The sequence below is a fragment of the Oleisolibacter albus genome (assembly GCF_003336875.1).
In the GTDB taxonomy this organism is placed as follows: Bacteria; Pseudomonadota; Alphaproteobacteria; order Azospirillales; family Azospirillaceae; genus Niveispirillum; species Niveispirillum album.
In genome coordinates, this window is sequence record NZ_QGNJ01000002.1 from 348,729 (window position 1) to 366,137 (window position 17,409).

The 17,409-nt window shown below is 67.4% G+C and carries 11 protein-coding genes; 5 read left to right on the top strand and 6 right to left on the bottom strand.

Annotation, left to right across the window (positions count from 1 at the left end):
* Positions 1–30 precede the first annotated feature (30 nt).
* A complete protein-coding gene (locus DK368_RS04595; protein ID WP_114392405.1) occupies positions 31–3,129 on the top strand; it encodes an efflux RND transporter permease subunit in 3,099 nt (1,032 codons plus the stop codon).
* A 48-nt stretch (positions 3,130–3,177) separates the two neighbouring features.
* Here DK368_RS04595 and DK368_RS04600 read toward each other — a convergent pair whose 3' ends face one another.
* Complete coding sequence (locus DK368_RS04600; RefSeq protein ID WP_114392407.1) at positions 3,178–3,387, bottom strand: hypothetical protein; 210 nt, start codon at positions 3,385–3,387, stop codon at positions 3,178–3,180.
* A gap of 175 nt (positions 3,388–3,562) precedes the next feature.
* On the opposite strand from DK368_RS04600, the gene DK368_RS04605 reads away from it, so the two are divergent.
* Entirely contained in the window at positions 3,563–4,381 is an 819-nt protein-coding gene (locus DK368_RS04605; RefSeq protein WP_114392409.1) for a polyphosphate kinase 2 family protein, read from the top strand.
* On the opposite strand, the gene DK368_RS04610 is transcribed toward DK368_RS04605, so the two are convergent.
* Positions 4,371–5,384 (bottom strand): SDR family oxidoreductase, encoded by a 1,014-nt coding sequence (locus DK368_RS04610; RefSeq protein WP_114392411.1) that lies wholly within the window; start codon positions 5,382–5,384, stop codon positions 4,371–4,373. The genes DK368_RS04605 and DK368_RS04610 overlap by 11 nt on opposite strands.
* Before the next feature lie 154 nt (positions 5,385–5,538).
* A complete protein-coding gene (locus DK368_RS04615; protein WP_240002335.1) occupies positions 5,539–6,042 on the bottom strand; it encodes a MaoC family dehydratase in 504 nt (167 codons plus the stop codon).
* 517 nt (positions 6,043–6,559) lie between these two features.
* Here DK368_RS04615 and fusA point away from each other — a divergent pair.
* The 3 genes from fusA to DK368_RS04630 all read left to right on the top strand — a co-directional run bounded on the left by fusA (position 6,560) and on the right by DK368_RS04630 (position 10,271).
* Positions 6,560–8,701, top strand: a complete 2,142-nt coding sequence (gene fusA, locus DK368_RS04620; RefSeq protein ID WP_114392413.1) for an elongation factor G — start codon at positions 6,560–6,562, stop codon at positions 8,699–8,701.
* A gap of 119 nt (positions 8,702–8,820) precedes the next feature.
* Complete coding sequence (locus tag DK368_RS04625) at positions 8,821–9,687, top strand: DMT family transporter (RefSeq protein ID WP_114392415.1); 867 nt, start codon at positions 8,821–8,823, stop codon at positions 9,685–9,687.
* Positions 9,688–9,746: 59 nt separating this feature from the next.
* Entirely contained in the window at positions 9,747–10,271 is a 525-nt protein-coding gene (locus DK368_RS04630; protein WP_114392417.1) for a cupin domain-containing protein, read from the top strand.
* Positions 10,272–10,378: 107 nt separating this feature from the next.
* On the opposite strand, the gene gltB is transcribed toward DK368_RS04630, so the two are convergent.
* The 3 genes from gltB to DK368_RS04645 form a co-directional block, all read right to left on the bottom strand.
* The gene (gene gltB, locus DK368_RS04635; RefSeq protein ID WP_114392419.1) at positions 10,379–14,920 is read right to left on the bottom strand and encodes a glutamate synthase large subunit; all 4,542 of its coding nucleotides are present in this window, start codon (positions 14,918–14,920) and stop codon (positions 10,379–10,381) included.
* A gap of 13 nt (positions 14,921–14,933) precedes the next feature.
* Entirely contained in the window at positions 14,934–15,581 is a 648-nt protein-coding gene (locus DK368_RS04640) for a glutathione S-transferase family protein (protein WP_114392421.1), read from the bottom strand.
* Positions 15,582–15,718: 137 nt separating this feature from the next.
* Positions 15,719–17,167, bottom strand: a complete 1,449-nt coding sequence (locus tag DK368_RS04645) for an NAD(P)-dependent oxidoreductase (protein ID WP_114392423.1) — start codon at positions 17,165–17,167, stop codon at positions 15,719–15,721.
* Between the last annotated feature and the right edge of the window lie 242 nt (positions 17,168–17,409).

Sequence of the window (17,409 nt, forward strand, 5' to 3'; positions counted from 1 at the left end):
TCCCGCTCTCCCGCACCAAGGCAGCCTTCCATGAGCAGCGGCAACATCTCGGCGGTCGCCATCCGCCATCCGGTCCCGCCGATCGTCCTCTTCCTGATCCTGACCTTCGCCGGCATCGCCAGTTTCCTGTCGATGGATGTGGCCAACAACCCGGACATCGACGTGCCCATCGTCACGGTCTCGGTGTCCCGGCCCGGTGCCGCCCCGTCGGAGCTGGAAACCCAGGTCACCAAGAAGGTGGAGGACGCGGTCGCCAGCATCAACGGCATCGACAAGCTGTCCTCTTCTGTCAGCGATGGCAGCTCGAACACCACCATCGAGTTCCATATCGGCCATGATACCGATCGCGCCGTGAACGATGTGCGCGACGCCATCAGCCGCATCCGCTCGGATCTGCCACAGGACATCTACGAACCGCAGGTGCAGCGGGTCGAGGTCACAGGCGACGCCATCCTCTACTACTCCGTGGCGTCGGAGTCGCGCTCGGTGGAGGAGCTGTCCTGGCTGGTGGACAATGAGATCTCCCGTGCGCTGCAGCGGGTGCCCGGTGTCGGCGGTGTCGATCGGCTGGGCGGGCTCAGCCGCGAGATCCGCATCAATCTCGATCCGGCCCGGCTGATGGCGCTGGGCATCACCGCGGACGAGGTCAACAGCCAGTTGCGCGCCCTCAATGTGGACCTGCCGGGTGGTCGTGGCCGTGTCGGTGCCAGTGAGCAGACCATCCGCACCCTGGGGGCGGCCCGCACGGTGGCGGATCTGCGCAACACCGAGATTGCCATCCCCGGCGGCCGTAAGGTGCGTCTGTCGGAGCTGGGCGAGGTGGTGGACGGCACGGCCGAGATGCGGGCCATCGCCCGGCTGGACGGCGAGCCTGCGGTGACCTTCGCCATCAGCCGCTCCCCCGGCTCCAGCGAGGTGACCGTGGGCCATGGTGTGGCCGAGGTGGTCGAGCAGCTGCGCAAGGATTATCCCGATGTCCGCTTCGAGCTGACCATCAATCTGGTGAAATTCACCGAGGAGGCCTATGCAGCCTCCATCGAGGCGCTGGTCATCGGCGCGCTGCTGGCCGTGGTGGTGGTCTGGTGGTTCCTGCGCGACATGCGCGCCACCCTGATCTCGGCCCTGGCCATGCCGCTCTCCACCATTCCCACTTTCCTGGCCATGCACTGGCTGGGCTTCACCATCAACGGCGTGACGCTGTTGGCCCTGGCCCTGGTGGTGGGCATCCTGGTGGACGATGCCATCGTGGAGATCGAGAACATCGTCCGTCACATCCGCATGGGCAAGCGGCCCTATGCGGCGGCGCTGGAGGCTGCGGACGAGATCGGTCTGGCCGTGGTGGCCACCACCATGACCATCGTGGTGGTGTTCCTGCCGGTGTCCTTCATGCCCGGCATCGCCGGACAATTCTTCAAGAGCTTCGGCGTCACCGTGGCGGTGGCGGTGTTGTTCAGCCTGGCCGTGGCCCGCCTGATCACGCCGCTGATGGCGGCTTATCTGCTGACACCCAGCCAGTCGGCCGAGCACGAGGCCGGGCCGTGGACGCAGCGCTACATGCGCCTGCTGGACTGGTGCCTGAACCACCGGGGCCGCACGGCGCTGATGGCCATCGGCATCTTCGTGCTGACGGTAGTGCCGGCCGGCATGATCTCCAGCACCTTCGTGCCCGACACCGACGAGGGGTTCTCCATCCTGTCGCTGGAGCTGCCGCCGGGATCGACCCTGGCGGAAACCGACGCCGTGGCCCAGCGGGTCGGCACCATGCTGAAGGCGCGGCCGGAGGTGCAGTCGGTCTGGACCAATGCCGGACGCGGCAGCCAGGTCCGCAACGGCCAGATCATCGTCATGCTGAAGGACCGCAGCGAGCGCACGCTGGCACAGAAGCAGTTCGAGACGGCGGTTCTGCCGGAGCTGCGCAAGATCCCCGGCGTGCGGCTCTATTTCAACTCCATGGGTCCGGGCGGCGGTGGCCGCGACATCTCCATCGCGCTGACAGGCAATGACGGCGCCTTGCTGGACCGGCATGCCGAGACTGTGGCGGCGGAGCTGCGTGCCCTGCCTTTCGTGTCCAACGTCACCACCACGGCGGCCATGCAGCGGCCGGAAATCCTCATCCGCCCGCGCTTCGACCGGGCGGCGGAGCAGGGGGTTTCAGTGGCGGAGATCGGTCAGGTGGCCCGCATTGCCACCCTGGGCGATATCGACAGCAACACGGCCAAGTTCAATCTGGGCGACCGGCAGGTGCCGATCCGGGTGCAGCTGGGCGAACGGTACCGCAGCGACCTGGACCTCATCGCCAATCTGCGGGTGCGCACCAGCGGCGGAGGGACCGTGCCACTGAAGGCCGTGGCCGATATCGAGCTTGGCTCCGGACCGGTGCAGATCCAGCGCTATGACCGTGCCCGCCGCGTGTCGGTCCAGGCCGATCTGGTCGGCGGCAAACCCTTCGGCGACGCCATGCAGGTCATCAACACCCTGCCGTCGCTGGCCCACATGCCGCCCGGCATCTCCAAGCCGCCGGTGGGCAGCGCACAGGAGATGATGATCCTGTTCAAGGGCTTCCTGGTGGCCATCGGCACGGCCATCCTGCTGATCGTGGCCGTGCTGCTGCTGTTGTTCCGCAACTTCTTCCAGCCGCCCACCATCCTCATGGCCCTGCCGCTATCGGTGGGTGGGGCCCTGGGAGCCCTGGTGCTGTGCGGCATGACCATCAGCATGCCGTCGCTGATCGGTATCCTGATGCTGATGGGCATCGTCACCAAGAACTCCATCCTGCTGGTGGAATATGCCCTGGTCTCCATCCGCGACCATGGCATGGACCGACGGGCGGCCCTGCTGGACGCCGGGGCCAAGCGCGCCCGTCCCATCATCATGACCTCCATCGCCATGATCGCCGGCATGGTGCCCATCGCCGTGGGCTGGGGCGCCGATACCGAGTTCCGCCAGCCCATGGCGGTGGCGGTCATCGGGGGTCTCATTACCTCCACCCTGCTGTCGCTGGTGTTCGTGCCGGTGGTCTTCACCTTCATGGATGATCTGCAGCGCTGGGTGGCGCCGAAACTGGGGCGGCTGCTGACCCCGCGCGAGCCGGAGCTGCCACACCTGCGCCCGGTGGGCGGGGACGACTGACCCGGTCACATCGGGGCAGTTACCTGGGAATGGCCGGCCGGCGGACGATCAGTCGTCGGGCGGCTGTTCCCGTGCCCGGCTGGGGTTGATGTCCTCGTGCCGCGGCTGGTCCAGCGCGTCGTCCGACGGTGTGCCGGTCATATCGGCCCGTCCCGGCATGGCCGGTTGCGCCTTCGCGTTCAGCAGATCGCTGGGCGGCCGTGGCTGGTCAGGGATGTCCGCGATCGGGGGCTTTGTCGGGGGGATGTCGGTGGGCATATCGGGGTCCTTCCGTTGCGCTTCCCCCCTCAACAGTCCGGGGTGGCTGCCTGTCCCGTCCCCGCAGTCCGTCTCGGGCAAAACTCCAGGACCGCCTGGCTTGACCGAATGGACCGGCGCTCCTATCGGTTGATGGGCTAAAGTGGCGAAGCCCCGAAGAGCAGGAGTCGTCTGGATGCCGCGCACGCCGATCTCGCTGGAAAAGAGCACGCCCCGTCTGGCGGAACTGGATCTCAAGGCCCACAAGCTGGTGGACCGGGCCGATTATGAACGGCGGCTGGCGGAGTTGCAGGAAACCATCCTGCATGTGCAGCAGGCCTATTGGCACAGCAAGCGCCGGGCCGTGATCGTGTTCGAAGGTTGGGACGCCGCCGGCAAGGGCGGAGCCATCCGCCGCCTGACCGAGAAGCTGGACCCCCGCGGGGCCCATGTCTGGCCCATCGCCGCCCCCAGTGCCGCCGAGCAGGGCCGCCACTATCTCTGGCGCTTCTGGCAGAAACTGCCGGAGCCCGGCACCTTCGCCATCTTTGACCGCTCCTGGTACGGGCGCGTGATGGTGGAGCGCATCGAAGGTTTCGCCAGCGAAGCGGAATGGCAGCGCGCCTATGATGAGATCAACGAGTTCGAACGGCTGCTGGTCGATGACGGGGTGCGCATCGTCAAGGTCTTCCTGCATCTCAGCAGCAAGGAGCAGCTGGCCCGTTTCCGCGAGCGGCTGACCAACCCCTACAAGCGCTGGAAGCTGACGGTGGAGGATCTGCGCAACCGCGACCGCCGCGCGGCCTACGAGGTGGCCATCGACGAGATGTTTGAGCGCACCTCGACCAAGCTTGCCCCCTGGACCGCCGTTCCCGCCGACGCCAAATGGTATGCCCGCGTTGCTGTGCTGGAAGCTGTCGTGGACGCACTGAAGCGCGGCGTGGATATCGCCCCGCCGCCGGTCGATCCCACGGTTCAGGCCGCCGCCGCGGAGATGCTGGGCATCAGCTTGTGAGACGGGGCCTGGGTGCCGACCGGCGTGCGACCAGCCCGGCTGTGGCGGCGGTCACGGTGCCAGCCAGCAGGGCGAACGCGCCCCAGCGCCAGAGGCCGGCATCGGCGCCGACGACCCGGCCGGCGGATTCGGCGTCGAAGCGCCCGCGGGTGCGGTGCAGGCCGGCCGCTGGGGTGTAGAGATTATCGGGCCGTACCGGCGGCGGCGGTTCGTCTGCGGTCTGATCCGACACGGCGGTGCGGGCCAGATACCAGTCGGCAAAAGCTGGCGCCAGGAAAGAGCCGATGGCCACCAGCGGCGTCATGGCGCCAACCCAGACCTCACGCCGAGGCCGGTCCATGGCGGCCAGGATATGGGCGGCGACGGCTTCAGGCTGATAGGCCGGGGCCACAGGCCGCGGACGCCCGTCCACATGGCTGCGGGCCCAGTCGAACTGGGGGGTGTTGACCGCCGGGATCTGCACCATGCAGAGCCGCACTCGGCTGCCCTCCTGCCGCAACTCCGCCTGGACACTGTCCTGGAACCCCCGCAGCGCATGCTTGGCACCGCAATAGGGCGCCTGGAGCGGGATCCCGCGATAGGCCAGGGCCGATCCCACCTGGATAATGGTGCCGCGGTCCCGGCGCCGCATGCGGGCCAGGGCTGCCAGCGTGCCATGGACATTGCCGAGATAGGTCACGTCGGTGACCCGCCGCAGTTCCGCCGCCGTCAGCCGCTCCACCGGGCTGAAGACAGTCACCATGGCGGCATTCACCCAGACATCGATAGAGCCGAAGGCGGCCTCCACGCGGTTGGCCGCGCGCTCGACGGCATCGGCGTCAGCCACATCGCAGGGCAGGACCAGCGCCTCACCGCCGGCCGCCGTCACCTCTGCTGCTGCCCCGTCCAGTCCCGGGCGGCTGCGGGCGATCAGGGCGACACGGTCGCCCCTGCGACCACAGGCGACGGCCACGGCCCGGCCGACGCCGGCGGAGGCCCCGGTGATGACGACAGTGCGGGACATGGCAGCCTCCTTGTCAGATGCATGTCGGGCGATGTGGTGGCGGTGCGGTCGGGAGCCGCTTCGGTGCCGGTACACCCAGGCCGGCCGGGGCATGGCGCGATCCGTGTCCGTCGCCGCTTCCTTCGCAAGGGGGCCTAACAGGCGGGCGGCGGGATCAGCCCGGCGCCAGCACTGACAGGGTCAGCCAGTCCGCCAGCAGGGCCGGCTTCGACTCGCCTTCGATCTCCACCGTGACGGCGAAGGTGCTGAGATACTGGCCGGCCCCCTTGGGTTCGAAAGCAGAGAGTATCAGACGCGCACGTACGCGGCGGCCGCTGCGGACCGGTGCCACGAAGCGCAGCCGGTTGAAGCCGTAGTTGAAGCCCATCACCGTGCCAGCCACCGGCGGGATGATCTGCGGTCCCAGTGCTCCCAGCAGGGACAGGGTCAGGAAGCCATGGGCCACGGTTCCACCCAGTGGTGTGCGGGCGGCGGCGGCCGGGTCCACATGGATGAACTGGCGGTCGCCGGTCAGATCGGCAAAGCGGTCGATCATGCCCTGGTCCAGGGAGATCCAGTCGGACACCCCGACCTCTGTGCCCACCAGGGTGGGATAGTCGGCCAGGGCCACGGATGGCTTGGTCATATAGCCGGCCAGGGGGGCGGCGGTATCATGCATGGTGGGGTTCCTCCGGTCGTTGTTATGCCTGTTATCCGGCCAGAACAGGCGTAACGGACTGCTGCCGCGGGTGCAACGGGCGTAAACCAGGCTGCCGCCGGAGGGCGCCGACACGAACAGGAGGGGGACTTGGCCGGATGCAGGCATGCGCTTGCCGGGGGGCCGTCGCCGACTGCTCACCGCCACGGTCGGGTCCTGGCCACGATTTTGCTACAACCCGATGGATCGGGCCAGCGGGACGGCACCCTGCATCCCGTGGCTTTTACGGCCGTTTCCGTGCTCCGCGGGGGACACTCATCACACGCGTAGCGGTCATGCTGCGCAGAACACTTGGAATGGGACGCGGACCGCGTTAAATAGTGCCCCGCCGGGAGGTCTGGACACTTCGTCCGCCGACACCCCGGTTTTTTTCGTGCGGCCCGCTTCCCGGCTATCCGGTGTGGCCCGCAACGGACCACAACATCTTACCACGCCGGGTCAAGACGACTTTACGACGCTGGACGACGGAGCCTAGCTAATGCCCCGCACTACCCCGCTTGCTGACATCCGGAACATCGGCATCATTGCGCACGTCGATGCCGGCAAGACCACGACGACCGAGCGCATCCTGTACTACACCGGTCGCAAGCACACGATCATCGACGTCCATGATACCAAGGATCTGAAGACGTCGACGACGACCGACTACCTGGAACAGGAACAGAAGCGCGGCATCACGATTCAGTCGGCCGCCGTCTCCTGCTTCTGGAAGGGTAAGAAGATCAACGTCATCGACACCCCTGGCCACGTGGACTTCACCATCGAGGTGAACCGCAGCCTGCGCGTGCTCGACGGCGCTGTCGTCGTGTTCGACGGTGTGGCCGGCGTGGAGCCGCAGACCGAGACCAACTGGCGCCTCGCGGACAACTACAAGGTTCCGCGCATGTGCTACGTCAACAAGATGGACCGCTCCGGCGCGAACTTCCGCCGCACCGTGCAGATGGTGCGCGACCGTCTGGGGTCCCGTCCGGTCTGCCTGCAGCTGCCGATCGGCTCGGAAGACGACTTCCGCGGCATGGTCGATCTCGTCGAGATGAAGGCCCTGGTCTGGTTCTCGGACGAGAAGGACGCCAAGTGGGAGGTCTGGGACGTCACGGACGATCTGGCCGACAAGCTGAAGATCACCAACGCCTATGACCGTGAGATCCTGAGCCAGATCGAGCAGTACCGCCAGGACCTGGTGGAAGCTGCTGTCGAGCAGGACGAAGAGGCGATGAACACCTACCTGGAGACGCTGGAGGCCCCCTCGGCCGACGTGCTCCGGGAGTGCATCCGCCGCGCCACCATCTCCGGCGCCTTCGTTCCGGTCATGTGCGGTTCGTCCTACAAGAACAAGGGCGTGCAGCAGCTGCTGGACGCCGTCGTGTCCTACCTGCCGGCGCCGACCGACGTCGAAGCCATCAAGACCGTGGACCCCGACGGCAACCCCAACGGCGAGCGCATCTGCTCCGACGAAGAGCCGTTCTCGGGCCTGGCCTTCAAGGTCATCAACGACAAGTACGGTTCGCTGACCTTCGTGCGTGTCTATTCCGGCGTGGTGTCCAAGGGCTCGTCCCTGCTGAACACCACCCGTGGCAAGCGCGAGCGCATCGGCCGCATCGTCGAGATGTTCGCCAAGGACACCAACGATCTCGAAGAGTGCCGCGCCGGCGACATCGTCGCCTTCGTGTCGCTGGCCGAGACCGACACGGGTGACACCCTGTGCGACGCCACCGCCCCGGTGGTGCTGGAGCGCATGCGCTTCCCCGAGCCCGTGATCAGCGTCTCGGTGGAGCCGAAGAACCGGGCCGACCAGGACAAGTTCGGCGCCGCCATCGGCAAGATGGTCCGGGCCGACCCGTCGCTCCGTCTGGAGACCGACAAGGAGACCGGACAGACCATCCTGCGCGGCATGGGCGAGCTGCACCTGGAAGTCACCCTGGATCGCATGCGCACCGAGTTCGGTGTGGAAGGCATCATGGGCCGGCCGCAGGTGGCCTACCGTGAGACCATCACCCGCCCGGTCACGCACATCTACACTCACAAGAAGCAGACCGGCGGTTCGGGCCAGTTCGCCGAAGTGAAGATCATCTTCGAGCCGCAGGATCGCGGTGCGGGCTACAAGTTCGTCGACCAGGTTGTCGGCGGCACGGTTCCCCGCGAGTACATTCCGTCCGTGGACAAGGGGCTTCAGGTCCAGAAGGAAGACGGCGTCATGGCCGGCTATCCGACCGTGGACTTCAAGGCCACCCTGGTGGACGGCAAGTACCACGAGGTGGACTCCAACGCTCTGACCTTCGAAATCGCGGCCAAGGCCTGCTTCCGTGAGGCTATGCGTCTGGGTTCCCCGGTGCTGCTCGAGCCGATCATGAAGGTCGAGGTCGTGATCCCCGAGGACTATCTGGGTGACGTGATCGGCGACATCAACCGCCGCCGCGGCACCGTGCTGGGCCAGCTGGAGCGTGGCAACAACATCGCCGTCGAGAGCCATGTGCCGCTGTCGGAGATGTTCGGCTACATCGGCCAGCTGCGCGGCATGACCTCGGGCCGTGGCTCCTACACCATGGAGTTCTCGCACTACGACCCGGTGCCGAAGAACGTTGCCGACGAGATCGTGGCCAAGCAGGGCAAGGCCGCCTGATCTTAAGGCACGCTTGCGTAGGAAGACGGCCGTCCCATCAGGGGCGGCCGTTTTTCTTTGGGTGCCTCCGACGGACGGGCGATGGCGGCAGGACCCGATCCCCGCTACTCTGCCGTGCCATGCCCACCCGCGACTCCGCCTGGACCCGTGCCGCCCCCGCCCTGTTCGTGCTGCTGTGGAGCACCGGCTTCATCGGCGGCAAGCTGGGTCTGCCCTATGCCGGGCCTTTGACCTTCCTGCTGCTGCGACTGGCGGCAGTGACGCTGCTGCTGGGTCTGGTGGCCCTGGTGACGCGGGCGCCGTGGCCGCGCACGCCGGCAGAGGCCGGGCATATCGCTGTGGCCGGCCTGCTGGTGCATGCCACCTATCTCGGCGGGGTGTTCAGCGCCATCAAGGCGGGGGTGCCGGCGGGAACCACGGCCCTGATCGTCGGGGTCCAGCCGCTGCTGACGGCCCTGGCCGCCGGACCGCTGCTGGGCGAGCGGCTTTCCCGTCGGCAATGGCTTGGTTTCGCCCTCGGCCTGACGGGCGTGGCCCTGGTCGTGTGGGAGAAGCTGTCGCTGGGCAACCTGGCGGGCCTGGTCTATGCCGTCCTGGCCCTGCTCGGCATCACTGCCGGTACGCTGTACCAGAAGCGTTTCTGCACGGGCATGGATCTGCGCAGCGGCACGGCCCTCCAGTATGCTGCCTCGGCTCTGCTGCTGGGCGTCTTGGCGCCCCTCTGTGAGACCATGCAGGTGGACTGGACCGGCGAGTTCCTCTTCGCCCTGGCCTGGCTGTGCCTGGTGCTGTCGGTGGGGGCCATCTTCCTGCTGTTTGCCCTGATCCGGCGCGGCGCCGCCTCGCGGGTGGCCAGCCTGTTCTATCTGACGCCGCCGGTCACTGCCGTCATGGCCTGGCTGCTGTTCGGGGAGACGCTGGGGTGGCCGGCCCTGGCCGGCATGGGCGTTGTGGCGCTGGGCGTGGCCCTGGTGCTGCGGCGCTGAGCGGAGCTTTTCGCTCCCCGGCTGTGTTATGCCGGGGTAAGTCCGGTCGGGAGGACGCCATGCCCACACCCCATGTCGAATGCCACAGCCTGTCCGCCCTGGGCGAGGTGCCCAACAATCCCCGCTGCCCGCTGCTGCTCTACCGGCATGTGCTGGCGGGGGAGGGGGATCGGGCATCCGCCTTCGAGCGGCTGTTCGCCGCCAATGGCTGGGGCAATGGCTGGCGTGACGGCATCTACGACCATCACCATTTCCACACCACGGCGCATGAGGTGCTGGGTATCGCCGCCGGGACGGCGGCGGTGCGCTTCGGCGGGGAGCAGGGGGTGACGGTCGAGATCCAGGCCGGCGATCTGGTGGTGATCCCCGCCGGTGTCGCCCACAGGAACCTGGGCGCCAGCGATGATTTCCTGGTGGTCGGGGCCTATCCCGTCGGCACCGAACCCGATATGAACCGTCCGGGCGACGGCGACCTCATTGCCCAGCAGGCGCGCATCGCCGCCGTGCCCCTGCCCACCACCGACCCCGCCTATGGCCGGGATGGGCCTTTGCTACGGGCCTGGGGCGAGGGGGCGGAAGGGTAGGGGGCCGATGTGGCCCGTGGCTCAGGCGGGGCGCATGTCGGAGGTCCCGTTGGTCACCCCGACCGCAACGCCATTGTCCACATGGGCCGGGTCCACCCGGAGGCGGGTCACTCCGCGCTGAGCCGTTCCGGCGCCGTCACCGGTACCGGCAGACGGTGAAGCATCTCCTTCGGCACCACCTGCCAGAAGCGTCCACGCACCAGCGGCCAGTCGTTCAGCAACTGGGCGGCCCAGCGGCTGCCGGTCTCGGCCACATGCTCGGCGATCAGGGCCTTCAGCTGCTCCTCATAATGGGGCACCTCCAGGCGCTGATGGATGACGCTGTCGGGGTTGACGTAGAGCGGGAAGGTCCCCTCCTCATCATAGACATAGGCCATGCCCCCGGTCATTCCGGCGGCGAAATTGTCGCCGACTCCGCCCAGGATCACAGCGACGCCGCCGGTCATGTACTCGCAGCCATTGGAGCCGCAGCCCTCCACCACCACGGTGGCACCGCTGTTGCGGACGGCGAAGCGCTCGCCGGCCTGGCCGGCGGCGAACAGCTTGCCGGCCGTGGCCCCGTACAGAACGGTGTTGCCGATGATGGTGTTGCGGTTGGTCTCCAGCGGGCTGGCCGTCATCGGCCGGACCACGATGATGCCACCCGACAGGCCCTTGCCCACATAGTCGTTGGCGTCGCCGAACACCTCCAGCTTCAGCCCCTGCACGGCGAAGGCGCCCAGCGACTGGCCGGCGGAGCCGCGCAGCCGCACGGTGACGTGGCCCGGCTGCAGCCCGGTCATCCCGAACTTGCGGGTGATCATGGCCGACATCCGCGTGCCGATGGCGCGGTAAGTGTTCTGGCTGTTGTAGGCGAGCTGCATCTTCTCGCCCTCCTCGAACAGGGACTTGGCGTCCTTGATCATCTGGGCGTCCAGTGTATCCGGCACCTCGTTGCGGCCGGTCTGGGTGCAGAAGCGGGCATATTCCCCCGGATCGGCCACGGCCAGCAGCGGGTTGAGATCCAGATCGTCCAGATGGGCGGCACCGCGGCTGACCTGGTGCAGCAGATCGCTGCGCCCGATCACCTCCTCCAGCGTGCGGAAGCCGAGCGACGCCAGGATCTCACGCACCTCCTCGGCGATGAAGCTGAACAGGTTGACGACCTTCTCCGCCGTACCGGTGAATTTCTTGCGCAGATCCTCGGCCTGGACGCAGACACCCACCGGGCAGGTGTTGCTGTGGCACTGGCGGACCATGATGCAGCCCATGGCGATCAGGGCGGCGGTGCCGATGCCGAATTCCTCGGCGCCCAGCATGGCGGCCGTGACGATGTCGCGGCCGGTCTTCAGGCCGCCGTCGGTGCGCAGGGTCACTCGGTGGCGCAGCCGGTTCAGGGTCAGCACCTGCTGCACCTCGGTCAGCCCCATCTCCCAGGGGATGCCCGCATATTTGATCGAGGTCTGCGGCGAGGCGCCGGTGCCGCCATTGTGGCCCGAGATCAGGATGACGTCGGCGCCGGCCTTGGCCACGCCGGCGGCGATGGTGCCGATGCCCGAGCGGCTGACCAGTTTCACGCAGACCTTGGCCTCGGGGTTGATCTGCTTCAGGTCATAGATCAGCTGGGCCAGATCCTCGATCGAATAGATGTCGTGGTGCGGCGGCGGGCTGATCAGGGTCACGCCAGGGGTGGCGTGGCGCAGCTTGGCGATCAGTTCGGTCACCTTGAAGCCGGGCAGCTGCCCGCCCTCACCGGGCTTGGCGCCCTGGGCCACCTTGATCTCGATTTCGCGGCATTGGTTGAGGTATTCCGCCGTGACGCCGAAGCGGCCGGAGGCCACCTGTTTGATGGCGCTATTCCAGTTGTCGCCGTTCTTGTCCGGGCGGAAGCGGGCCGGGTCCTCACCGCCCTCGCCGCTGTCGGACTTGGCGCCGATGCGGTTCATGGCCACGTTCAGCGTGCCATGGGCCTCCGGCGACAGGGCGCCCAGCGACATGCCGGGGGTGACGAAGCGCTTGCGGATGCTGGTGATGCTCTCCACCTCGTCCAGCGGCACGGTCCCCTTGGCCGGGCGGAAGTCCAGCAGGTCGCGCAGATGGATCGGCGGGCGCTTGTGGACCGCTTCCGAGTATTTCTTGAAGCCGGAATAGCTGTCGGTGCTGACCGCGGTCTGCAGGGCGTGGATCAGGCCGCCTTCCCAGGCATGGCGGTCGCCGCCCTTGCGGAAGCGGTAGAAGCCCCCCACCGGCAGGGCGACGCTTTCCTCAGCGAAGGCCAGGCGGTGCTGGTCCTGCACCTCCTCCTGGATGCCGATCAGACCCAGGCCGGAGATGCGCGACGGCATGCCGGGGAAGAACTCCGCCACCAGACTGCGCGACAGGCCGATGGCCTCGAAGTTCAGACCGCCGCGGTAGCTGCTGATGATGCTGATGCCCATCTTGGACATGATCTTCAGCAGGCCGTCATTGACGGCCTTCTTGTAGCGCTTCAGGCACTCGTCCAGGCCCATGGTGCCGAACAGGCCGCGGCGATGGCGGTCGGCGATGGCCTCCTGGGCGATATAGGCGTTCACCGTGGTGGCGCCGACACCGATCAGCACGGCGAAGTAATGCACGTCCAGGCACTCGCCGGAGCGCACGTTCAGGCTGGTGAAGGTGCGCAGCTGCTGGCGGATCAGATGGGTGTGGACGGCGCCGGTGGCCAGGATCATGGGCATGGCGGCCCGGTCCGGTCCCATATCCTCGTCGGTCAGGATGACATGGGTGGCGCCGCCGCGCACCGCGTCCTCGGCCTCCTGGCGGATGCGGCGCAGGGCGTCGCGCAGCGCGTTCTCTCCGGCGGTGGGATCGAAGGTGCAGTCGATCTCCGCCGCGGTGGCGCCCATATAGTCGCGCATGGCCCGGAATTCGGCCGTGGTCAGCACCGGGCTTTCCAGCTGCAGCAGCCGGCACTGGCCGGCATCCTCGTCCAGGATGTTGCCCAGATTGCCCAGCCGTGTCTTCAGGCTCATCACCCGCGTTTCGCGCAGGCTGTCGATGGGCGGGTTGGTGACCTGGCTGAAATTCTGCCGGAAATAGTGGTGCAGGCCGCGGTACTTGTCGGACAGCACGGCGATGGGGCTGTCATCGCCCATGCTGCCGATGGGCTCCTTGGCGTCCTCCACCATGGGCTGCAGGATCAGCTCCAGATCCTCCATGGTGATGCCGTAGGCCAGCTGGTGCCGGCGCAGCGCATCCTTGGACAGTTCGGCCGGCTCCACCGGCGCCTTCTTCACCAGATCGTCCAGGGCGGTGATGTGGCTGGTCCACTTGCCATAGGGGCGCTGGCCGGCCAGCCAGTCCTTGATCTCGCGGTCATGGTAGAGACGGCCCTCGGCCAGATCGACGGCGATCATCTGGCCCGGCCCCAGCCGGCCCTTCTCCACCACCGTGGGCTCGTCCACCTTGACCATGCCGGTTTCGGACCCGGCGATCAGAAGCCCGTCACCGGTGATGACATAGCGCATGGGGCGCAGACCGTTGCGATCCATGCCGCCCATGACCCAGCGCCCGTCATAGAGTGCCAGGGCAGCCGGCCCGTCCCACGGCTCCATAACCGCGTTGGCGTAGCTGTACAGGTCCTTGTGGGCCTGGGGCATCAGCTCCTTGTTGGAATAGGCCTCGGGCACCAGCATGGTCTTGACCATGGGTGCGGCGCGGCCGGCCTTGACCATCAGCTCGAACACTGCGTCCAGCGCACCGCTGTCGGAGGCGCCGACGGGGATCACCGGCTTCACATCCTCGATATGGGCGCCGAAGACCTCGTGGTCCATCCGGGTTTCGTGCGCCTTCATCCAGTTGACGTTGCCGCGCAGCGTATTGATCTCGCCATTGTGCGCCAGGCAGCGGAAGGGCTGGGCCAGCCACCAGGTGGGGAAGGTGTTGGTGGAATAGCGCTGGTGGTAGATGGCGAAATTGCTCTCGAACCGCTCATCCACCAGATCGGGATAGAAGCTGGTCAGCTGTTCCGCCAGGAACATGCCCTTGTAGATGATGGAGCGCGACGACAGGGTGCAGATATAGAAGCCGGCGATCTGTTCCCCGGCCACGGCCTTCTCGATGCGGCGGCGGATGATGTAGAGGTCGCGCTCGAACTGCTCCTGGGTCACGTCCTTGCCGTGGCCGACCAGCACCTGTTCGATCTCGGGGCGGGTGGCGTTGGCCTTTTCGCCGATGATGGAGATGTCCACCGGCACCTGGCGCCAGCCATAGATGGTGTAGCCCCAGTTCAGCACCTCGGTCTCGACGATGGCGCGGCAGCGCTCCTGCGCCGCCAGATCGGTGCGTGGCAGGAAGACCTGGCCCACGGCGATCAGACCCTTGGGCTCGGGATGGCCGGTGCGGGCCACATGCTCGCGGAAGAAGCTCTGCGGAAGCTGCACATGGATCCCGGCGCCGTCGCCGGTCTTGCCGTCGGCATCCACGGCGCCGCGGTGCCACAGGGCGGACAGGGCCTCCACCGCCTTGGTCACCACCGAGCGGCGCGGCTTGCCGTCCAGGCTGGCGATGAAGCCGACGCCGCAGGCATCATGCTCCATGGTGTCGACGAAGGCCGCGGTGTCCAGCAGGGCCTTGTTCGCGGCATAGTTCCGGGCGAACAGGTCACCGGCGTTCGGCGTGGCGTCGGTCATGGCAAGGCCCCCTTCAGGCAAACAGGGCCGGGTCGAAGGGACGCTCGGTCCCCACCCGGTCGGTGATCTGGATATGGTCGGGCTGGGCGGCGAACCGGTCCAGCCAGCGGCGGACGGCGGGATAACGGTCCAGGTCGAAGCCGCCTTCCTCCGCCACATGGGTGTAGGCATAGAGCGCCACGTCGGCGATGGTGCAGCGGTCGCCCACCAGCCAGTCCTGGCGCAGCACATGGCCCTCCAGCTGCCGCAGGGCGGCGTGGCCCATCTCGCGCTTCATCACCAGGGCGTGGGCCCGTTCCGGCGTCATCTCCAGCCGGTGGGTGATCCAGAATCGGGCGGTGGCGATGTTGGGCTCATGGCTGTACTGCTCCCAGAACAGCCATTGCAGCACGGCCGCCTTCTCGCGCTTGCCCTCGGGCCAGAAGGGCGTGCCCTCGGCCAGATAGCGCAGGATGGCGTTGCTCTCGGCCAGATGGTCGTCCGGTCCCACCCGCAGCACCGGGATGCGGCCGTTGGGATTGATTGCCAGGAACCCCGGCGTCCGGCTCTCGCCGCGGTCGATATCCACCTCCACCCGCTCGAACGGCAGGCCCAGCTGCGTCAGCAGCCAGCGGCACTTGTAGCCGTTGCCGGAGGAGAGATTGTCGTAGAGGCGGAGCATGGGTGGAAGACTTCCCCGTGGGGCGTTGCTAAGGGGCGGTCGGGCCGAGGCAAAGCCGATGCCCGACATGGGTTGCTTGTGTCCGGCCGCTTGGTGTCGGGCATCGCCGGCGCTTGGCCCGACCTGCGGCGTGCGGATCACTCCGCTGCCACCGCGGCCGGTGCGGCGGCTCTGGCCTGGATGAAGCGGTGGATGCCTTCCGCTGCGTCACGGCCGTCCTTGATGCCCCAGACCACCAGCGAGGCGCCGCGCACGATGTCGCCGGCGGCGAAGACGCCGTCCAGGTTGGTCATCATGGTCCCGTACTTCACCTGCACCGTGCCCCAGCGGCTGACCTTCAGCTCGGGCATGCCGAACAGGGCCGGCACGTCGTCGGGATCGAAGCCCAGGGCCTTGATCACCAGATCGGCATCCAGGGTGAAGCTGCTGCCCTCGATGGGCAGCGGGGTCTGGCGGCCCGTGGCGTCAGCCACGCCCATATGCATGCGGTGGGCCCGCACATGGGTGACGTGGGCATCGCCCAGGAACGCCTCCGGCGCCGCCTGCCAGACGAATTCCGCGCCCTCCTCCTCGGCGTGGGCCACCTCGCGCTGGCTGCCGGGCATGTTGCGGCGGTCGCGGCGGTACAGGCACTTCACCGACGTCGCCCCCTGGCGGATGGCGGTGCGCACGCAGTCCATGGCGGTGTCGCCGCCGCCGATGACGACGACGTTCTTGTCCCTGGCGTTCAGCGTGCCGGTCTCGTAGTCCAGCACGGTGTCGCCCAGGGTGACGCGGTTGCTGGCGGTCAGATAGTCCAGGGCGGGGACGATGCCGTCCAGCCCGGCACCGGGACCGCCCAGGTCGCGGGCCTTGTAGACGCCGCAGGCGATCAGGATGGCGTCGTGCTGGGCGCGCAGCACCCGCATGTCGGTGTTGCGGCCGACCTCCACGCCCAGATGGAACTGGACGCCGCTGTCCTCCAGCAGCTTCCAGCGGCGCAGCACCACCTCCTTGTCCAACTTGAAGCCGGGGATGCCATAGACCAGAAGGCCGCCGACGCGGTCGTAGCGGTCATAGACATGGACCTGGTAGCCCTTCTTGCGCAGCTGGTCGGCAGCGGCCAGGCCGGCGGGGCCGGCGCCGATGATGCCCACGCTCTGCGTCCGCTCCCGGATCGGGGCCATCGGCTTGACCCATCCGCGTTCCCAGGCGGTGTCGGTGATGTACTTCTCCACCGCGCCGATGGTCACGGTGCCATGGGTGGACTGCTCGATGGTGCAGTTGCCCTCGCACAGCCGGTCCTGCGGGCAGATGCGACCGCAGATCTCGGGGAAATTGTTGGTGGCCTGGGAGATCTCATAGGCCTCCTCCAGCCGTCCCTCGGCCGTCAGCTTCAGCCAATCCGGGATGTTGTTGGAGACGGGGCAGTGCACCTGACAGAAGGGGACGCCGCATTGGCTGCAGCGCCCGGCCTGCTGCGCCGCACCCTGGTCGCTGAAGCGGGCATAGATCTCGGCGAAATCGTGCCGCCGCTCGGCGGCCGGACGCTTGTCCGGCATCTGCTGCCCGGTATGCACGAATCCCAGCATCTTCTGCTGTGCCATGGCGCCAATCCCCTGAACCGCCCCGTGTCGTTCCCCGATCGCCTGTCGCCCGGTCCTGTGCGGCCCGTGTGGGCTGTCGGTCTGGATCGGAACGACGGTGCGAAAGCGGAGAAATTCCCTTTCGCACAGCGCTGGTCGGCCGAACATATAAATCGGATCATGGCGCTGATCCAATGAATCTTTGACGATAGGTCAGTGCAACTGACCTATGCTGCGCACGCAGAGGGCGGAGTTTTGGTGTT